16 protein-coding genes are annotated in these 17514 nt (G+C 38.1%); 12 read left to right on the forward strand and 4 right to left on the reverse strand.

The annotated features are described in order from the left end of the window. The first annotated feature begins 58 nt into the window (after positions 1 to 58). The 4 genes from PH210_RS15950 (at position 59) to PH210_RS15965 (ending at position 3319) form a co-directional block, all read left to right on the forward strand. Positions 59 to 286, forward strand: a complete 228-nt coding sequence (locus PH210_RS15950; protein WP_289986855.1) for a gamma-type small acid-soluble spore protein — start codon at positions 59 to 61, stop codon at positions 284 to 286. 208 nt (positions 287 to 494) lie between these two features. Next, positions 495 to 752, forward strand: a complete 258-nt coding sequence (locus PH210_RS15955; RefSeq protein WP_289986857.1) for a YgaB family protein — start codon at positions 495 to 497, stop codon at positions 750 to 752. A gap of 192 nt (positions 753 to 944) precedes the next feature. After that, the gene (ntdP, locus tag PH210_RS15960; RefSeq protein WP_223589785.1) at positions 945 to 1475 is read left to right on the forward strand and encodes a nucleoside tri-diphosphate phosphatase; all 531 of its coding nucleotides are present in this window, start codon (positions 945 to 947) and stop codon (positions 1473 to 1475) included. A 77-nt stretch (positions 1476 to 1552) separates the two neighbouring features. After that, positions 1553 to 3319 carry an ABC transporter ATP-binding protein gene (locus PH210_RS15965; protein WP_289986862.1) on the forward strand — a complete coding sequence of 589 codons (1767 nt, stop codon included), beginning with the start codon at positions 1553 to 1555 and terminating at the stop codon, positions 3317 to 3319. Between the two features lie 15 nt (positions 3320 to 3334). On the opposite strand, the gene PH210_RS15970 is transcribed toward PH210_RS15965, so the two are convergent. The 3 genes from PH210_RS15970 to PH210_RS15980 all read right to left on the reverse strand — a co-directional run bounded on the left by PH210_RS15970 (position 3335) and on the right by PH210_RS15980 (position 10688). Beyond that, positions 3335 to 4411, reverse strand: a complete 1077-nt coding sequence (locus PH210_RS15970; RefSeq protein ID WP_289986863.1) for an FUSC family protein — start codon at positions 4409 to 4411, stop codon at positions 3335 to 3337. A 187-nt stretch (positions 4412 to 4598) separates the two neighbouring features. After that, entirely contained in the window at positions 4599 to 9068 is a 4470-nt protein-coding gene (locus tag PH210_RS15975) for a glutamate synthase-related protein (protein WP_289986864.1), read from the reverse strand. Positions 9069 to 9392: 324 nt separating this feature from the next. Beyond that, a complete protein-coding gene (locus PH210_RS15980; protein ID WP_289986866.1) occupies positions 9393 to 10688 on the reverse strand; it encodes a glutamate-1-semialdehyde 2,1-aminomutase in 1296 nt (431 codons plus the stop codon). Positions 10689 to 10843: 155 nt separating this feature from the next. On the opposite strand from PH210_RS15980, the gene PH210_RS15985 reads away from it, so the two are divergent. The 7 genes from PH210_RS15985 (at position 10844) to perR (ending at position 15810) form a co-directional block, all read left to right on the forward strand. Beyond that, positions 10844 to 11851: an ABC transporter ATP-binding protein gene (locus PH210_RS15985; RefSeq protein WP_289986868.1), complete on the forward strand. Its 1008-nt coding sequence runs from the start codon at positions 10844 to 10846 to the stop codon at positions 11849 to 11851. Positions 11852 to 11869: 18 nt separating this feature from the next. Next, the gene (locus PH210_RS15990) at positions 11870 to 12661 is read left to right on the forward strand and encodes an ABC transporter permease (protein WP_289986870.1); all 792 of its coding nucleotides are present in this window, start codon (positions 11870 to 11872) and stop codon (positions 12659 to 12661) included. A 3-nt stretch (positions 12662 to 12664) separates the two neighbouring features. After that, positions 12665 to 13450 carry an ABC transporter permease gene (locus PH210_RS15995; protein WP_289986872.1) on the forward strand — a complete coding sequence of 262 codons (786 nt, stop codon included), beginning with the start codon at positions 12665 to 12667 and terminating at the stop codon, positions 13448 to 13450. A 69-nt stretch (positions 13451 to 13519) separates the two neighbouring features. After that, positions 13520 to 13921 carry an ion channel gene (locus tag PH210_RS16000; RefSeq protein WP_483312118.1) on the forward strand — a complete coding sequence of 134 codons (402 nt, stop codon included), beginning with the start codon at positions 13520 to 13522 and terminating at the stop codon, positions 13919 to 13921. An 81-nt stretch (positions 13922 to 14002) separates the two neighbouring features. Then, positions 14003 to 14470, forward strand: coding sequence for a thioredoxin-dependent thiol peroxidase (bcp, locus tag PH210_RS16005; protein WP_289986874.1), 468 nt, complete (start codon positions 14003 to 14005; stop codon positions 14468 to 14470). 242 nt (positions 14471 to 14712) lie between these two features. After that, on the forward strand, positions 14713 to 15267 hold the full coding sequence (locus tag PH210_RS16010; RefSeq protein WP_289986875.1) for a cob(I)yrinic acid a,c-diamide adenosyltransferase: 555 nt from the start codon (positions 14713 to 14715) through the stop codon (positions 15265 to 15267). Between the two features lie 105 nt (positions 15268 to 15372). Next, on the forward strand, positions 15373 to 15810 hold the full coding sequence (gene perR, locus PH210_RS16015) for a peroxide-responsive transcriptional repressor PerR (RefSeq protein WP_289986877.1): 438 nt from the start codon (positions 15373 to 15375) through the stop codon (positions 15808 to 15810). A 62-nt stretch (positions 15811 to 15872) separates the two neighbouring features. Here the strand turns inward: perR and PH210_RS16020 are convergent, their stop codons facing one another. Then, on the reverse strand, positions 15873 to 16223 hold the full coding sequence (locus tag PH210_RS16020) for a YgzB family protein (RefSeq protein ID WP_289986879.1): 351 nt from the start codon (positions 16221 to 16223) through the stop codon (positions 15873 to 15875). A 151-nt stretch (positions 16224 to 16374) separates the two neighbouring features. Between PH210_RS16020 and PH210_RS16025 the strand changes: the two genes are divergently transcribed. Next, positions 16375 to 17250, forward strand: coding sequence for a nucleotidyltransferase-like protein (locus PH210_RS16025; RefSeq protein ID WP_289986880.1), 876 nt, complete (start codon positions 16375 to 16377; stop codon positions 17248 to 17250). Positions 17251 to 17514: the final 264 nt, after the last annotated feature.

Here is a 17514-nt window from a genome sequence, read left to right on the forward strand (position 1 = left end):
TTTTTTGGGATAATCTTCACGAAGCAGGGATACATTAATATTCGTGGAGGTGATTACAATGGCAAACTTCAATCAACAGCCAAACAAAACTTCAGCTGGAACAAACATCCAGGAAGTAAGACAACAAAATGCTAATTCCCAAGCTGGTGCAGGTGCAGCTGGTGCAGCTGGTCAATTTGGTACTGAATTCGCGAGTGAAACAAATGCTGCTGAAGTAAGAGCACAAAACCAACAATCTCAAGCCCGTAAAGGCCAAGGCAACGCTGGTCAATTCGGCCAAAGCTAATAACCTTAACTTGAAGGCACTCTTCCAATCGAAAGAGTGCCTTCTTCATTTTTGCCTAGAACTTTGATTACTGTCCAGCTACAGCGTCTAGGGGCTTCCGCTTTTCTGATTTCGACAAAACTTCCTTTTTGTCTACATAAGTAGTCAAAGGAGATTAAAGTTTGTTCAAGAATACATATTAGGTACAAATAATAAGGCGGTGAGGGAAATGAATCATTTTAACCGATTAGTTTCCGAGCAAATGGCAACGATGGAAAAATTATTATACCTTCAGGCTGAACTTGAACGTTGTCAGCAAATTGAAGAAGAATTGCAGACATTACAGAACGAAACCGATCTTGAAAGTATTCAAACTGATATTCAACTTATGAAAAAAGAGTTGAAAGAAATTCAGTCCATGTTTGAAAAACAGACTGAAGAGGTTATTAATTCATATCGGGAATCGAGCTTAACTCCTTCCTTGTAATGAATAATAATGAAAATGAAGAAAAAAATTCGCAAATTTTTACAAAGAGCCACTTGAAATGTGGCTCTTTTGTTTTAAATTCTGTTCTCAACCGTTATAATAATAGAAAGTAGGAATTTTCTTTGTTGCCTTTTGTCATTATTTTTCAAAGAATAGGTTACAAAGCGTTCAGTAATGAAGGTAGGGGAGAACATGGGCGTACCCATCGAAGGTGAACCAATGCAAATACATAGCTATAAACACAATGGGCACATCCATCGCGTCTGGGAAGAAACAACCGTTTTAAAAGGGTCACAGCATTTAGTGATTGGTGGAAATGATCGGACATTGGTAACAGAATCAGATGGTAGGACGTGGATTACAAGAGAACCTGCCATTTGTTACTTCCATTCACAATACTGGTTTAATGTAATTGGAATGATCCGTGAAGACGGCATTTATTATTACTGTAATATCAGTTCACCGTTTATTTTTGATGGTGAAGCACTTAAATATATTGATTATGATCTTGATATAAAGGTGTATCCTGATATGACGTTTAATTTGCTAGACGAAGATGAGTATGAGCGACATCGCCGCGAAATGAATTATCCGGATGTGATAGACCAAATTCTCAAGCGAAACGTTGATAAATTGATTCAATGGATTCGTCAAAGAAATGGCCCATTTGCACCAGATTTTATTGATATTTGGTACGAGCGTTATTTAACATATAGACGTTAAAGGGTAGCGTAGGTGCCTGTTGATTTTATCAACAGGTTTTTACGTGCTTATCGAAAAAGAGAGGGGGCCGCAAAAGATTGAATAGCATTCAGAGATATCTTCAATTTGTAAAGCCATACAAATGGCAAATCTTCGGAACAATCATCATTGGAGTTATAAAATTCTCGATTCCGCTTATCATACCTATTTTAATAAAATATGTAGTGGATGACATTATAGGAAATCACGCCTTATCAGCTGATGAAAAAATACATAAATTAATGCTGATTTTGGGGATGATGATTGTTATTTTTGTGATTCTAAGGCCGCCGATTGAGTATTACCGGCAGTATTTTGCCCAATGGACATCAAGTAAAATCTTATATGATCTTCGTGATACGATGTATAAACATATTCAAAAGCTTAGCTTTAAGTATTATGCCAATACCCGGGCAGGAGAAATTATTTCTCGTGTTATAAATGATGTCGAGCAAACGAAAACGTTTGTTGTAACAGGGTTGATGAATCTGTGGCTGGATGTCGCTACTATTGTTATTGCCATTATTCTTATGTTTTCAATGAATGTTAAATTAACTTTAATTTCGATTTTGCTGTTTCCACTTTATGCTATTTCCATTAGGTACTTTTTTGGGAATTTACGGAGGTTAACAAGGATTCGTTCGCAAGCTCTAGCGGAGGTTCAAAGCTACCTTCATGAACGGGTGCAGGGGATGCCTGTCATCAAGAGTTTTGCGATTGAAGAATATGAACAAACCCAGTTTGATAAGCAAAATAAAAACTTTTTAGAAAAAGCCTTGCAGCACACGAGCTGGAATGCAAAGTCCTTTTCTGCTGTAAACACAATTACAGATATCGCACCATTAATTGTGATAGGATATTCAGCATTTTTAGTTATTCAACATGAGTTAACACTAGGTACGATGGTGGCGTTTTTTGCTTATATTGACAAGCTTTATAATCCCTTAAGAAGACTGGTTAACTCTTCAACCACTGTTACACAATCCTTTGCCTCAATGGACCGTGTTTTTGAATTATTGGATGAAAAATATGATATTGTTGACGAGCCGGATTCGAAAGAGTGTACTGAGGTACACGGTGATATTTCTTTTGAGGATGTATCCTTTTCCTATAATGAAAATGAGGAACTAGTACTTAAAGATATTACTATCGATGTAAAAAAGGGAGAAACCATTGCACTTGTTGGAATGAGCGGCGGCGGAAAATCAACGCTGGTTAGTTTAATTCCGCGTTTTTATGACGTAACCAAAGGAAAGATTACTCTAGATGGTGTAGATATTCGTCAGTTTAAGGTTCAAACTTTACGGGATAAAATTGGGGTTGTGTTCCAAGATAATATTCTATTTAGTGAATCAGTGAAGGATAATATTTTATTGGGAAAACCATGGGCAACGGATGATGAAGTTTACCAGGCAGCAAAAGCCGCTAATGCACATGAATTTATCTTAAATCTGGCAGAAGGATATAATACAAAGGTAGGGGAAAGGGGTGTAAAGCTTTCCGGGGGTCAAAAGCAGAGGATTGCCATTGCACGGGTATTTTTGAAAAACCCGCCTATCCTTATTTTAGATGAAGCGACATCGGCTCTTGACTTAGAAAGTGAACATTCGATTCAAGAATCCCTAGAAGAGCTTGCAAAGGACCGTACAACCTTTATTGTGGCACACCGATTATCGACCATCACTCATGCAAATCGCATTGTTTTGATTGAACATGGCCAAATTGTTGAAGTCGGAACACATGAAGAACTAATGGCGAAGCAAGGGAACTATTTTAGATTATTTCAAGTTCAACTTCTTGAACATAAAGAAACCGAAGTGGAGTAAATTCCACTTCGGTTTTTATTCGTTAGAAGGTTCTTCAATGGAAACTTCATTTTCATGGTAAGAATGAAAACTTGTAATCAAAGTATCAAGATGTTCAACCTGTTCACTATAGTCAATGATTGATGCAACGATTTGCATTATGTGATACATATGTGGAGGATTATTCTCGGCATATTCCTTTTGATGCGATAAAAATAAGTCAAATAATTCTTTTTTGTTTAAACAAACAGTTCCTTCTGAATACGTTGGGTGGGTTGGGATTTTGCCAATAAACCTGAGCATTAGCTGCTCATGCTGGTAAATCAAACAATCCAATTGTTCCTGAATCGATTGCTGAAAATTTTCTGGCAGGTGGAGCAGTTCATTTTCAAAACGATGAAGCTTTTTTAACGTATCAAGCGCTTTTTTAGCTGTAGATGTCATTTGCCGATAAATAACAAGCTTCCGTGACTTTTCTAATGTAATCCTTTTAAAATAGCTTCGTTCTTCTTTATACATTAAATAAAATTGACTGATTTTAATATAACTGTCCTTTAACTTTTCAATATCTGTTTTGAGAAGTTGATGATCGAAGTCATGACGTGTACTTAATCTAATCCACCTAATAATCTCTTCGGTCGTGTCGGCTATTTTTAAATAAAGCTTATTTTCATATTTTGGCGGCATAAATACGAGATTAACTATGAACGCTGAAAATACCCCAATCATAATCGTGGAGAAACGAATTCCTGCAAACTGAATAAAGCTTCCGCTTTGTATTTCCATTATTGAAATTAATGTTACCAGTGAAAGACCAATGTTTTTCTCGAGTTTCAGCTTTAGATTTAGAAGAATGACGATGATCGCTGCCAGTCCGACAACAATATAATGATTACCTAGCACAAGAACAAAAATTACTGCCATTATAGCTCCAATAATATTACCTTGAATCTGTTCAATGATTGTTAAATAGGAACGGTATATCGTCGGCTGAATAGCGAATATGGCAGCAATGGCGGCAAAGACTGGGGAAGGTGAATGCAATAGTTGGGCTAAGTATAGTGATAAAACAATAGCTATTCCCGTTTTGAAAATGCGGGCACCTAACTTCATTATAAATAGTTTCCTTTCAAAATAAGTGGTTATCTTTATTTTACTAATAAATAACAATACTGTACTATACATGGAATCATGCATTTTATCAAGAGAAATTATATGAATTTTTTTACGTATTGTTCCAAAAAAATGTGACAAAAAAACACCCGCTTGTCAAAAGCGGGCGTTTTTTGTTACTGATAAATCACTCTGTTGATACGGATGGATCAGCTTGCTCCTTAACTGGAAGAATCTGAACGAAATGATCTTCCAGGTTTGTTAATAAAGAACGAAGAGAGTTTGCTTCTTCCGGTTGACCGTTTTGCTCGAGAAGGTCAGTATACTTTATTAATAACTCAGTAATATCTTGTATTCCTTTTTCATTTAAATCAGCAACAGATACCTTTGCACCTTTTGCAATTCTTTTCTTGAGGGCATCTTTCGTTAGACCCACTTCAGGCTGAATTCGTGAATACACAACGCCACCGGTCATACCCGCACAAATCCATGGTCCTGGATCTCCTAATACAAGGCCTCGGCCATTTGTCATATATTCAAAAGCAAAACCTTTAATATTTGCATTAGAACCAATGTTGCCGGCTTCTTTTTCTGGAAGCGGTTTTTTCACCTGGCCGCCAATAATTAAATCCGCACCTGATAATCGGATTCCCGCACGAGCATCAGCATTTCCTTGGGCAACTAGGAGACCCTTTTGTGCCCCATAACCAAAGCCCTTTCCAACTGAACCATTATAGAAATAACCATTTTTACCTTTTGACTTAAGGACATGGATATTTCCGCCAAAGGACGTTTTACCAACCCCGTCCTGACCGCCGCCGTTAACAGTAATTTCAATGCCTTCACTGTTATAGGCACCAAGTCCGTTTCCAGGAATCGAGCCATCCTTATACTTTAGCTGTACAGGAGGAAGCTGTTTGTAAGAACCATCAAGTCTGCCGCGAACACGGTGACAGGAAACACGGCTTCCGAGTACACGCTGTTCAGAAGTAACACTTTCGAATTCTCTAGATGAATGAAGCTGTTCTACACTTCCATCGAGATATTCTGCACCTACAGCTACTTGCATTTGCGCTTCCGAAATGGATTTGGATGCTTCCACTTTCGCAAATTGGCTGATTTCTAAAGGTTTAAGCAAATGAGAGAGGTTAAGCTGACCTTCTCCTTTAAATTGCTCTAATAATTCGGAATGACCGACTGCATCTTGGAGATTTTTGATTCCAGCTGAAGCAGCGAGTTCCTTTAATTCTGAAGCGAAAGCAGTAAACAGGTTCATGATGCCTTGAACCGCTAAATCTAATTGTCGCGGTACAAATCGGCGCAGACCGTGATCCTTTGCCTGTGCTTCAGTTTCAATTTGGGTGGCAATACCAACATGACATGTATCTAAGTGACAGCCGCGGCAAGTCGTACAGCCAATTGAAAGCATTGATAAAGTTCCAAAGCCAACACGGTTTGCACCTAAAAGCATGATCTTGATAACGTCTTTAGCGCTCTTCATACCGCCGTCAGCCCATAATTCAACCTTATGACGGAGTCCGCTCTCAAGGAGGGCATTATGTGCCGCTTTCACGCCAATTTCAACCGGCAATCCAACGTGCTGCAATGCATGAATTCTTGCTGCACCAGTTCCGCCATCGAATCCGCTTAGTGTAATGATATCCGCACCAGCTTTGGCAACACCGACTGCAATGGTTCCGATATTTGGAACCACTGGTACCTTAACAGCAATTTTTGCCTGATCGTTAGCCGTCTTTAATTCTTGAATCATTTGTGCTAAATCTTCAATCGAATAGATGTCATGGTTGTTTGATGGTGAAATCAAGTCAGAACCTAGTGTGGCATTACGGGCAGCAGCAACTTTGGCTGTTACCTTTGAGCCAGGTAAATGCCCGCCTTCTCCAGGCTTCGCTCCTTGGCCAATTTTAATTTCTAACAGATTCGATGAGTTTAACAGTTCAGCATTGACACCAAAACGTCCGGATGCAATCTGCTGACCGCGCGTCTTTGGATATTTGCCAAGCATATCCTTGATTTCTCCGCCTTCTCCATTAAGGCTGACCATATTTAAGCGGTCTGCACCCTCAGCATAAGCACGGAACGCAATCTCATTTTGTGATCCAAAGGACATGGAAGAAATGATAAATGGTAAATCATGGTCTCCGACACGAATATCAACTTCACTTGGTGAAACGGCTTTATTGCTTTGCTTTACCTGAACTAAATGGCGGATGGTTGTTGGGTTTTCCGTTTCTTGTTCCGTGATTTTATCGCGGTAAGCACCATAGTCACCAGTAGACGCTACTTCGCCAATTGCTTTCCAAATACGTGGGAAGAGGTGGAACGTTTTTCCGACACGTTCTTTATCGTTATTGTAATCTTCTGCTCTTTTTAAAGCATCCAGTTTCATGGCATCAAAGCCAGAATTGATTTCTTCTGATCCAAAAAAGTTAACAATATTTAATACTTTTGCAACGGATTCATGTAAGCCAATACTTGAATATAATCGGCCGTAACCTCTTAACTCATGAATTCCAATGGTAGAGATTACTTTTTCTAGACCTTTCGTTAATGCGCTATATAAGTTGGTTAGTGGTGTAGTGGATTCATCCAAAACCGTTAAGAACATGTAATAAGGGCTGATTAAATCTGCTCCCAAACCAAAAACAGTAATAATATCATGCAGAGAACGAATCGCTCCTGAACGCAGCAATAAAGAACAATCTCTTCTTAACTCTGCTTTAACTAATGCTTGATCAATCGCAGAAGTAACTAAATGCGGGTCAATCCAGTACGAATCTTCTTGATGGGCTTTAGCGTCATCAAGAACAAGCAAGGTTTTTCCTGCTTGAACAGCTTGCACGGCTTCAGCAGAAAGTCTTTCTAGAGCTTCGTCCAGTTCTTCGTCTTTATGGAAGGTGGTTGAGATAAACGCAACTAGTTTCTGTTCTTGGAAATGTTGTACAAGTTGATCAAAGCTAGGCTGTCCGATGGACTCTGAACAAGTGTAACCTGCTTTTCCCTCTAATAAAAGTGGTGTAGTCAATTCAACAACAGTTTCCGTTTCCTCTTTTACGAATAGAGTAGGGCGTTTGCCAATAATGACACGTGTTGAGAAATGTTCTGTTTCACGATCACGGTCGATGGCAGGGTTGGTTACAACCGCAACGCTTTCTTTTATATAATCTGCAATATTAATGCGTTCTGGATTAAGTGCCGCAAGCGGAGCATCATGACCAAGAGAACGGATAGGCTCAATTCCTTTTTCAGCCATTTGTTCAATCAACTGGATGTGATCCCTCTCCCAGCCAAAAGCCTTGTATTGACCGTTATGAATTTTATCAGGATAATTCATCGTTACGGTTTTATTCAATGAAGGCGGCTGTAAACGCAATCTAGACTCGCTTAGATTTAAACGGTTTGTAAAACGGCTGTATACTTCATTTTGATAACGAGCTTGCTCGTAAACTTCCAATTGTTCTCCGTTCCATTTGAAACCTACTTTTTCACCAGGCGCCAATGGCTTAGGATCATTCACATATTCACTAGATGGAATAATACCAGGTTCAGAGGAGAAGAGATAGGATGTCTCAATTTCAAGCATCCAAAGTGGACGCAAGCCAAGTGCATCGACACTAAATACAGCTTCATCCGCATAGCGTGAGATAATTCCTGCTGGGCCTTGAGCAAAGTGGCCCCATGCTTCTCTTAAATAGGTATATAAATCTTGCAGCTCATTTGAATATGCCTTAATTTCGTTAACGATTGGCGGGAACAGGAGGTCCATTGCTTCAAATAGGGAATATCCTTCCCGGCAAATCAATGTTTCCATTGTTCGGCTTAAATCCTGAGAGTCACTTCCGTCTTTAACAAGTGGAACACCAATCATTTTTGCTTCGTCGCGAAGCTTGGCGATTGTATTAATTTCACCATTATGGCCTAGTACACTAAAAGGCTGAACACGGAAAAAGCTTGAAAGAGTATTCGTTGAATAACGATTATGGCCTAGAGTCATCGTTGAAGCAACAAGTGGATTAGCTAGGTCATGATAATATCGTGGAAGAATATCTCCAGCGCCCATTACCTTATAGACAACATGATTTTGGCTTAATGAAGCAACATGGACGTGCTCATTTTTTTCAATATCAACTAGTGCTTCAAATAGAAGCTTGTTAAGTTCTTGGCCTTTTTTGGCTGAAAGACAGGCGAATTGCCAAAAAACAGGATTTTCTTGAATCGCTATCGGTCCAAGCGCAGATGAATCTGTAACCTCATCCGTCTCAAAAATTAGTTCTAATTCATATTTTTCCAGCTTTTGTTGAAGTTCTTGTTTAGTAGATTCCCAGTTAACTTTCTGGCTGATAAAGACGTGGCCTACCGAAAATTCCTCTTTTTCAGCTAATAATGGGTCAAGGCCAGCCTGGCGCAATTTTTCTTTCCAAAGTTCAACAGGAATATCAGTATGAATTCCTACACCATCGCCTTCACCATTGATGAAGCCGGCACGATGGTTCATTGTTACAAGTGCATCGATACAGTCGAAAATATTTTTTCTCGTAGGACGCTTACTTTTTTCAAGGCAAGCAACGATTCCGCAGGCATCGTGTTCGTGTTTATAAAAATCTTTAAATAGGGAAGGGGTCCATCTTTGTGTCATTTTGTTGGGCTTCTTCGGAAAAACCTTCGGAAGCCGCTTCACCTCCTATGAAACTTTTTATTTTGTGAAAATAATTTTGTTCTTTTAGTAATGATGCGATTCTTTATTGAGGCAATAGGTTAAAGGAAAAAATAAAAATGATAATTTAATAGTATCATATGAATTTTCAGAAATCAAATAAATATACAAAGATTTGGATAAAAAAATGAAGGTATTTATGTGATGGATAAATGAGGAAAGTTGTCTATGTAACCGTTTTCATGAATGTTTCAAAAATAAAAGGGAGTGATTTCCACTCCCGGTAGTGCATAAAAAAATGTATATTTATTCGTCATTTAGTGAAAAAAATGCATTTCGTACTGCGTGTAAGGTTGCTTCAACATCCTCTTCTGTGTGTGCAATGGTTAAGAACCAGGCTTCGTATTTTGATGGGGCCAGGTTAATTCCTTGGTGAAGCATAAGTTTAAAGAATTTGGCGAACATTTCTCCATCCGTATTTTCAGCTTGCTCATAGTTTTCAATTGTTTCATTTGTAAAATAAACAGTAAATGCACCTTTTAAACGATTTATCGTTATTTGAATATCATATTCTTTCGCTGCTTCTAAAATACCCTCTTCCAGCATTGCCCCTAAACGATCAAGATAATCATATACTCCTTCCTGCTTTAAAACTTCAAGGCAGGCGATGCCTGAAAGAATTGACGCAGGATTTCCTGCCATCGTTCCTGCTTGGTAGGCAGGACCAAGGGGAGCCACTTTTTCCATGATTTCCTTTCGTCCGCCATAAGCACCGATTGGTAATCCGCCGCCGATTATTTTTCCGAGTGCTGTAAGGTCTGGCTGAATTCCTAAAAGGTCCTGGGCACCGCCATACATAAACCGGAAAGCCGTAATAACTTCATCGTAAATGACAAGTGCACCTGCAGCATGCGTCAGTTCATTTACTTGCTGCAGGAAGCCTGGTTTTGGCTCAACAATACCGAAGTTACCGACGATGGGTTCCACTAAAACCGCTGCAATTTGGTCGCCCCACTTATCTAATGCTTCTTTAAAAGGCTCAATATCATTAAATGGTACTGTAATTACTTCTTGAGCAATACTTTTTGGAACACCAGCGGAATCTGGGGTTCCGAGAGTGGAAGGGCCTGATCCTGCGGCAACAAGAACAAGGTCAGAGTGGCCGTGATAACACCCAGCAAATTTGATGATTTTATCCCGCCCGGTATATGCTCGGGCCACGCGGATTGTTGTCATGACTGCTTCTGTTCCTGAATTAACAAAGCGGACTTTATCTAATGAAGGAATGGCATCCTTTAACATTTTTGCGAATTTTACCTCATGTGGTGTTGGGGTTCCGTAAAGGACCCCACTTTCTGCCGCACTTTTAATGGCTTCGGTGATATGTGGGTGGGCATGCCCGGTAATAATTGGTCCATATGCTGCAAGGTAATCGATATATTGATTACCATCCACGTCCCAGAAGTATGCACCTTGGGCACGCTCCATCGCCACTGGAGCACCGCCGCCCACTGCTTTATAGGAGCGTGATGGGCTGTTAACTCCGCCTACGATATGTTCTAAAGCTTCATTATGTAATCGTTCTGAATTGGTAAATTGCACAATTTTACCTCCTTATATTTTTCTTATCTATTTTAGCACTTTTTTCATCAGTTTTATCTGTTTTAAAAATTAGAAAATTTATAGGAATGCTCGATAGTTGTTTATACCACCCTATTTGGCTAAACTAAATAGGGCAAGTTTCAGGAGGTTGAAGAATGAATAACGCAATAGAAGTAGAAAACTTACGAAAAGAATTTAAAGCATACTCAAGTCGGTCGGGATTGAAGGGTGCGTTTAGAGATTTATTAACGAGAAACTATAAAGTCGTCCCTGCTGTGAATGATATCAGTTTTACTGTTAAACAAGGGGAGATGGTTGGCTATATCGGTGAAAATGGTGCGGGAAAATCAACGACGATAAAAATGCTGACAGGCATCTTAACACCATCATCCGGCAAAATTTCTGTAAATGGCATGAATCCTCATAAAGAGCGGGAAAGATTCGTCCAAACCATTGGTGTCGTTTTCGGTCAAAGATCACAATTATGGTGGGATATCGCTGTTCAAGAGTCCTTCCGATTGTTGAAAAAGGTATATAAAGTAACTGATGAACACTATGACAATCATATGAATCACGTAATTAAAACGCTGGATATTGAACCTCTGCTCGATAAACCGGTTCGTAAACTGTCACTTGGTCAAAGGATGAGGTGTGAGTTGGCTGCAGCCTTAATTCACAACCCGCCATTGCTATTTTTGGACGAACCGACCATTGGCCTGGACGTCTTGGTTAAATTGAAAATTCGTGAGTTCTTAAAAGAAATCAATGAAAAATATAACACCACGATTCTTTTAACTACGCATGATTTATCTGATATTGAAGCTTTATGTGAACGCGTGATAATGCTTGATGAAGGAAAGGTCATCTATGACGGGGCTTTAAGAAACTTACAGGAAAAATGGGGCGAAGGGAAAGAACTGCAGTTTCAATTTTTGGAGAAGGTAGATATGGCTGCTGTTAAAAATTTAACAAAAGCAATACCTGTTAAGTGGGAATTGGATGAAAAGGAGCAAATTTTTACAGCTTCCTTAGAGGATAATGATGAACTTATTTCACAAGTGATAGCCAAAGTGGTTGCAGCCTTTAAAATTAAGGATATTAAAATTAATGCAACCTCAACAGAAGAAATCATTCGCAATATATATGAAAAAGGTGCTGTTTAATGAAAGGTGGCAAGTAGCATGGATAAATATTTAGAGATGATTAGAATCCGCTTTTTAATGATGCTGGCCTACCGGACAAACTATTATACAGGAATTCTCATTTACGGTATTAATATAGGAGCCTATTACTTTTTATGGTCAGCCATTTATGGGGGGAAAGAGCAAATCCAGGGGTTATCTGTCGTACAAATGACCACCTATGTGGCAGTTTCTTGGATGGCACGGGCCTTTTACTTCAATAACCTTGACAGGGAAATGGCTATGGAAATCATGGAAGGAAAAGTGGCGATTGAGCTGATCAGACCTTACAATTATCTAGGAATGAAAACAATGCAAGGATTGGGTGAAGGGATATTTAGATTATTCTTCTTCTCAGCACCAGGCCTTATTATTGTTTATTTTGTGTTCCCGATTGAGTTTACATGGGACCTAAGCGTTTGGGGGTTATTTGCTGTTTCCATCATTTTAAGCTTCTTTATTAATACAGAGCTAAATTTATTAACAGGGATCACGACTTTCTTCCTTTACAATAATACAGGCCTTATACGAGCTAAACGTGTGGTCATTGATTTGTTCTCAGGTCTTCTCCTTCCGATTAATTTTTTTCCTGGCTGGGCACAGGAGTTTATGAAATTTCTCCCTTTTCAAGGAATCAGTTATTTGCCAAGTATGATTTTTACTAAAGGCTTCTCCCAGCATCAGGCTATAGAAGCAATAGGGCAGCAATGCATTTGGGTGATAGTTTTAATCATCCCGATCCAATTATTGTGGCATATGGCAAAGAAACAGCTGATCATTCAAGGGGGTTAATCGATGTTTTATCTCAGCATGTTTTTTCAATATATATCCCAATATTTAAAGACGAGACTTCAATATCGAGCTGATATATTTGTAGAATTTTTCTCTGATTTGTTATCGCAGGCCATTAATCTCGTTTTTATCCTGGTTGTATTTGGTCATACCAATTTGCTGAACGGCTGGAACCGGGACGAAATTATTTTTATCTATGGATTTTTCTTAGTTCCTTTTGCGGTTTTTTCTGCTTTTTTTAATATCTGGGATTTTAATGAACGGTATATCGTGAAAGGGGAACTTGATCGTATTTTAACCAGACCCATTCACAGTCTATTTCAAATTATCCTCGAGCGTCTGGAACTGGAATCGTTACTAGGGGCTATAACTGGATTAGCGGTCATGTTTTATGCGGGGAGCAGGCTTGGGTTAAGTGTGGAGTGGTATGATCCTATCTTATTTGTCGTTTTCGTTGCCGGAGGCGCTCTTGTGTATGGAGGGGTCTTTATTATGATTGCCTGCATCAGCTTTTGGGCCGACGCCAGAACCTCCCTAATGCCGATGATGTACAATATTAGTAACTATGGGAGATATCCTGTTAATATTTATAACAAATTGATTCGTTTTGTCTTAACATGGGTGCTGCCTTTTGCGTTTGTCGGGGTATATCCTGCTGCTTTTTTTCTTGAAAAAACAGAGTGGTATTGGTATTCGTTTATCACACCAGTGATTGGTATTATCTTTTTTATCGTTTCGGTGCTTCTCTGGAATCAAGGAGTAAAAAAATATAGAGGGGCAGGAAATTAAAGCTTCCTCAATTTGATATTTTATGGAACAAGCCTGCATAGAAATAGAATAACTCACGTTGATTTAGGGGTGAATGGGTTGTTTTATTTCCTGCTTCCAGTCGTTATTTTTTGTATTTTTATGAGTTTAAGGACTTTATTTATCCCGAATACGCTTAAGGGAAAGCTGGTATCGGTTGATAATTTTCTTTATTTAGGTTCGGTTTATTTAACTGTTATTATCGGCTTTGGCCTCATTTATCTGCTATTTGAATTAATTGGAATATCCATTTTAATCGAAGTGAATCCGCAAAATAGGAATAATATTTTTGAAACGAGCTTCTATTTTAGTGCCATGACTCTTTTTTCGGTAGGAAATGGGGATGTCATTCCCCATGGTATTGGCAGAATCATTACTGTAACGGAAGCGTTAATTGGCTATACCTTGCCCGCAGCATTTGTTGCTAAAGTTATGTTTGAACGGGATATGTAATATGATGATTTGGATAGTTGTTATGTATGGAAAGAAAGGTTAAGCTATGTATAGGAATATTTTACATTTGGAGTGAATAAAATGACTGTTGAAATAGGAAAAACGGCACCAGATTTTACCTTAGAAGCCAACAATGGTGAGATCATTACATTATCTCAATTAAAGGGGAAAAACGTAGTGCTTTATTTTTATCCAAAAGATATGACCCCTGGATGTACAACGGAAGCATGTGATTTCAGGGATCAATATCAGGAATTTAATGATGTCAATGCTATTATATTAGGAATCAGTCCAGATCCCGTTGATCGCCACCAAAAATTTGTGGAGAAGTATGGATTGCCATTCCTGCTGCTCGCTGACACTGATCATAAGGTAGCGGAAGCTTATGATGTATGGAAGTTAAAGAAAAACTTTGGCAAAGAATACATGGGAATTGAAAGATCCACCTTTATCATTGATAAAGATGGGAAAGTCGTAAAAGAGTGGAGAAAAGTTCAAGTTAAGGGCCATGTAGAAGAAGCATTATCCTACATACGTGAGAATCAATAAGTGGATTTTTTTCTAGCCTATTTTTGATATAAAAGGCTTTTGTCCAATGCAAGATACTAGTATCTGAATATCATTTTATTAGGGCATACCTCCTCAGATAAATTTTGGGTCCAAAGCGGCCCTTTTTTTATGCAGAAATCTGGGAACTCAACGGTTTTAAGTTTTCTAAAGGTCTAAAACGGTGATATGATGAAGGAAAAGTTTTGATACATATAAGTATCCTTAACTAGGGGGATTGGCAAATGAAAATTTATACAAAGACTGGAGATAAGGGAACTACCTCTCTAATTTATGGGCAAAGGGTTGCTAAGAATGATTTAAGAGTAGAAGCATACGGAACCTGTGATGAAACGAATTCCATGATTGGGCTGGCATTAAGTTATCTTAAACAGGAAAATTTTCAAGGGAAAGAAATAATTGAAAAAGTATATCATAAAATACAAACGAATCTCTTTCATGTGGGCGCAGAGCTGGCAACTCCAAAGGGGAAAGAAGTGAAGTGGTCATTAGTTTCCGCAGATATTGAAGAGATGGAGAAACAAATTGATGAATGGAACGCAGTCATACCTGAATTAACAAATTTTATACTACCGGGTGGACATCCTGCGGGTGGTGCCTTTCATGTTGCGAGAACTATTGCCAGGAGAGCGGAAAGGTGTGCAGTTACATTAGGGGATGATGTCAATCCGCTAGTATTGGCATACTTAAACCGGCTGTCTGACCTATTATTTGTGACTGCCCGTTTTGTTAATAACCAGCTTGGGGCTAATGAACTAACCTTGCATAGTAAAGAATAACTTTCATTTTAGTTAATGGTATTACAATGTTGACAAAAGTACTATTCGCTTAGTAAACTATTTATAACAATTATAATTTAAGAATCTTTTTTAGAAAAGAGGTGCATGGCGATGAACCAGTTAAAAGAAGCGTTGGATACCTTAAAGGAAACGGGGGTACGCATTACTCCGCAACGTCATGCGATACTTGAATATTTAATAAACTCGATGTCACATCCTACTGCAGACGATATTTATAAAGCCCTGGAGGGAAAGTTCCCTAACATGAGTGTGGCGACAGTTTACAATAATTTACGAGTATTTCGTGAAGTTGGTCTTGTAAAAGAATTAACATACGGTGATGCATCAAGCCGTTTTGATTTTGTTACAACCCATCATTATCATATAATTTGTGAATCATGCGGAAAAATTGTTGACTTCCATTATCCTGGATTGGATGAGGTAGAACATCTAGCTTCACATGTGACCGGGTTTAAAGTGGCAAATCACCGCATGGAGATTTACGGATCCTGTCCTGAGTGTGTAAGTAAAGAAGTACATTAAAATTGCCTTTTTCGGTAAATAAAAAGAGTTGACTTAAACTGTTACGTTTAAGTCAACTCTTTTTATTTTTCTATATTTTTATTATAAGATTCATCGAAATCTCTGCCTTCAAGTTTTGGATCAAGTGTTAAGGGTTCGCGGCAATACATGCACATGTCCACACGGCCGAGCATTTTTGTTGTTTTACCGCACCCTGGACATTTAACCTGAATGGTTTTTGTTGATAACATTCCAATCCAAAAATAGACAACCGTACTTGCGATTATAAAAAGAAGACCAAAAAGCATAAAGATGGTCATAATAAGTGGTGAGGAACGAAAAAAGATGCCTCCGTACATAACGATAAAGCCGATAAAAATTAGTCCTAATGCAAAGCTGCGAATTTTATTTATTTTACTTGAATATTTAACCATGTAGTTTCTCCCTCCTATAGAAACTATACCATATTTATGTAAAGAGAAAAAAGGTTGAAGAAGAATGTCGAATTTTGTCTTCGATTTTAGAAGGAGATTTATCATCATTGTCGAAGTTATAATGCTATCGAGAAAAATGGAGGTATGATGAATGGAAGACATTCTTCGTCCTATTTATCAAGAAAGGGCAAGCCAATTAAATACTTTAGGAGTTTTATTGGTTGAAAAAAGACAAAAATCAAGCCAAACAACAGATTCATTTGATGCAATTCTTTTAATCATCGTAAAAGAGGCAGACAAGCCAATCTTCATAAAGCACTATACCTATGATAACCATAAGGCAGCTATGCATGTTATTACTGAATCAAAGTTGCAAGAATGGCTTTTGTTTGGTTCTAATCGGAAAATATTTGAATGGCTTCATAATGCCAAAATTATTTTTGACCGAAATGAATATGTAGAAAATTTAAAAACTGAGCTGCGTGAATTTCCTTTTAACGGTCGAAAAATTAAAATGGGCTTAGAATTTGCAAAATTAATTCGACGGTACGTAGACGGAAAAGCACTATTTGAACATAAACAGTTCTTGGATGCTTATAATCATGTTGTTCATTCATTGCATCACCTTGCAAGATTAGAGGTTATCGAAAATGGGCTTCATCCTGAACTTACTGTCTGGCATCAAGTGAAACAAATAGAACCGGAAATATTTAAGTTATATGAAGAGCTTGTTAACAGTGAAGAAACTCTTGAAAAAAGATTAGAACTTTTATTTCTGGCCAGTGAATTTATGATCCATTCACGAATAAATATTGGAGCAGCTCATTTACTCGAGGTACTAAGTACGAAAGACCATTGGATGTTTAATGAAATCATGACTGAAACTGAATTGGCACCTTATTCGGTTGATATGGCAGTTCTTCTTGAATATTTGCTTGATAAACATTTGATTGAAGTTGTTAATGTTGAGACGAAGGGTCAAGGTGTTTTCCACCGGTGCTATCGTGTGAGCAAAAAAATATCGTAAAAAAACGAAATTACTTATTGACCTTTTTATAATTACTTGGTATATTTATAACCGTCGCTGCGAAACGATTTAATTAAGTTTTCGTGAGTGACGGTTTTTCAAAAAAAGTTATTGACTTTATGAAAAACGATGTGTTATATTAATAAAGTCGCTTGTGAGCGATAATAAAATTTGTTCTTTGAAAACTAAACAAACAAAAACGTCAACAAACAATAATATTCGTTTCATTTGAAACGAAGCCAACGTTTTATTTTATGAGCTAAT

Source organism: Paenibacillus sp. BSR1-1 (assembly GCF_030403775.1).
Taxonomy (GTDB): Bacteria; Bacillota; Bacilli; order Bacillales; family Cytobacillaceae; genus Neobacillus.

Coding starts and splice junctions, on each gene's coding strand:
- PH210_RS15950 (WP_289986855.1), top strand. CDS start 59: ATGGCAAACTTCAATCAACAGCCAAACAAAACTTCAGCTGGAACAAAC.
- PH210_RS15955 (WP_289986857.1), top strand. CDS start 495: ATGAATCATTTTAACCGATTAGTTTCCGAGCAAATGGCAACGATGGAA.
- ntdP (WP_223589785.1), top strand. CDS start 945: ATGGGCGTACCCATCGAAGGTGAACCAATGCAAATACATAGCTATAAA.
- PH210_RS15970 (WP_289986863.1), bottom strand. CDS start 4,411: ATGAAGTTAGGTGCCCGCATTTTCAAAACGGGAATAGCTATTGTTTTA.
- PH210_RS15975 (WP_289986864.1), bottom strand. CDS start 9,068: ATGACACAAAGATGGACCCCTTCCCTATTTAAAGATTTTTATAAACAC.
- PH210_RS15985 (WP_289986868.1), top strand. CDS start 10,844: ATGAATAACGCAATAGAAGTAGAAAACTTACGAAAAGAATTTAAAGCA.
- PH210_RS15990 (WP_289986870.1), top strand. CDS start 11,870: ATGGATAAATATTTAGAGATGATTAGAATCCGCTTTTTAATGATGCTG.
- PH210_RS15995 (WP_289986872.1), top strand. CDS start 12,665: ATGTTTTATCTCAGCATGTTTTTTCAATATATATCCCAATATTTAAAG.
- bcp (WP_289986874.1), top strand. CDS start 14,003: ATGACTGTTGAAATAGGAAAAACGGCACCAGATTTTACCTTAGAAGCC.
- PH210_RS16010 (WP_289986875.1), top strand. CDS start 14,713: ATGAAAATTTATACAAAGACTGGAGATAAGGGAACTACCTCTCTAATT.
- perR (WP_289986877.1), top strand. CDS start 15,373: ATGGCGATGAACCAGTTAAAAGAAGCGTTGGATACCTTAAAGGAAACG.
- PH210_RS16020 (WP_289986879.1), bottom strand. CDS start 16,223: ATGGTTAAATATTCAAGTAAAATAAATAAAATTCGCAGCTTTGCATTA.
- PH210_RS16025 (WP_289986880.1), top strand. CDS start 16,375: ATGGAAGACATTCTTCGTCCTATTTATCAAGAAAGGGCAAGCCAATTA.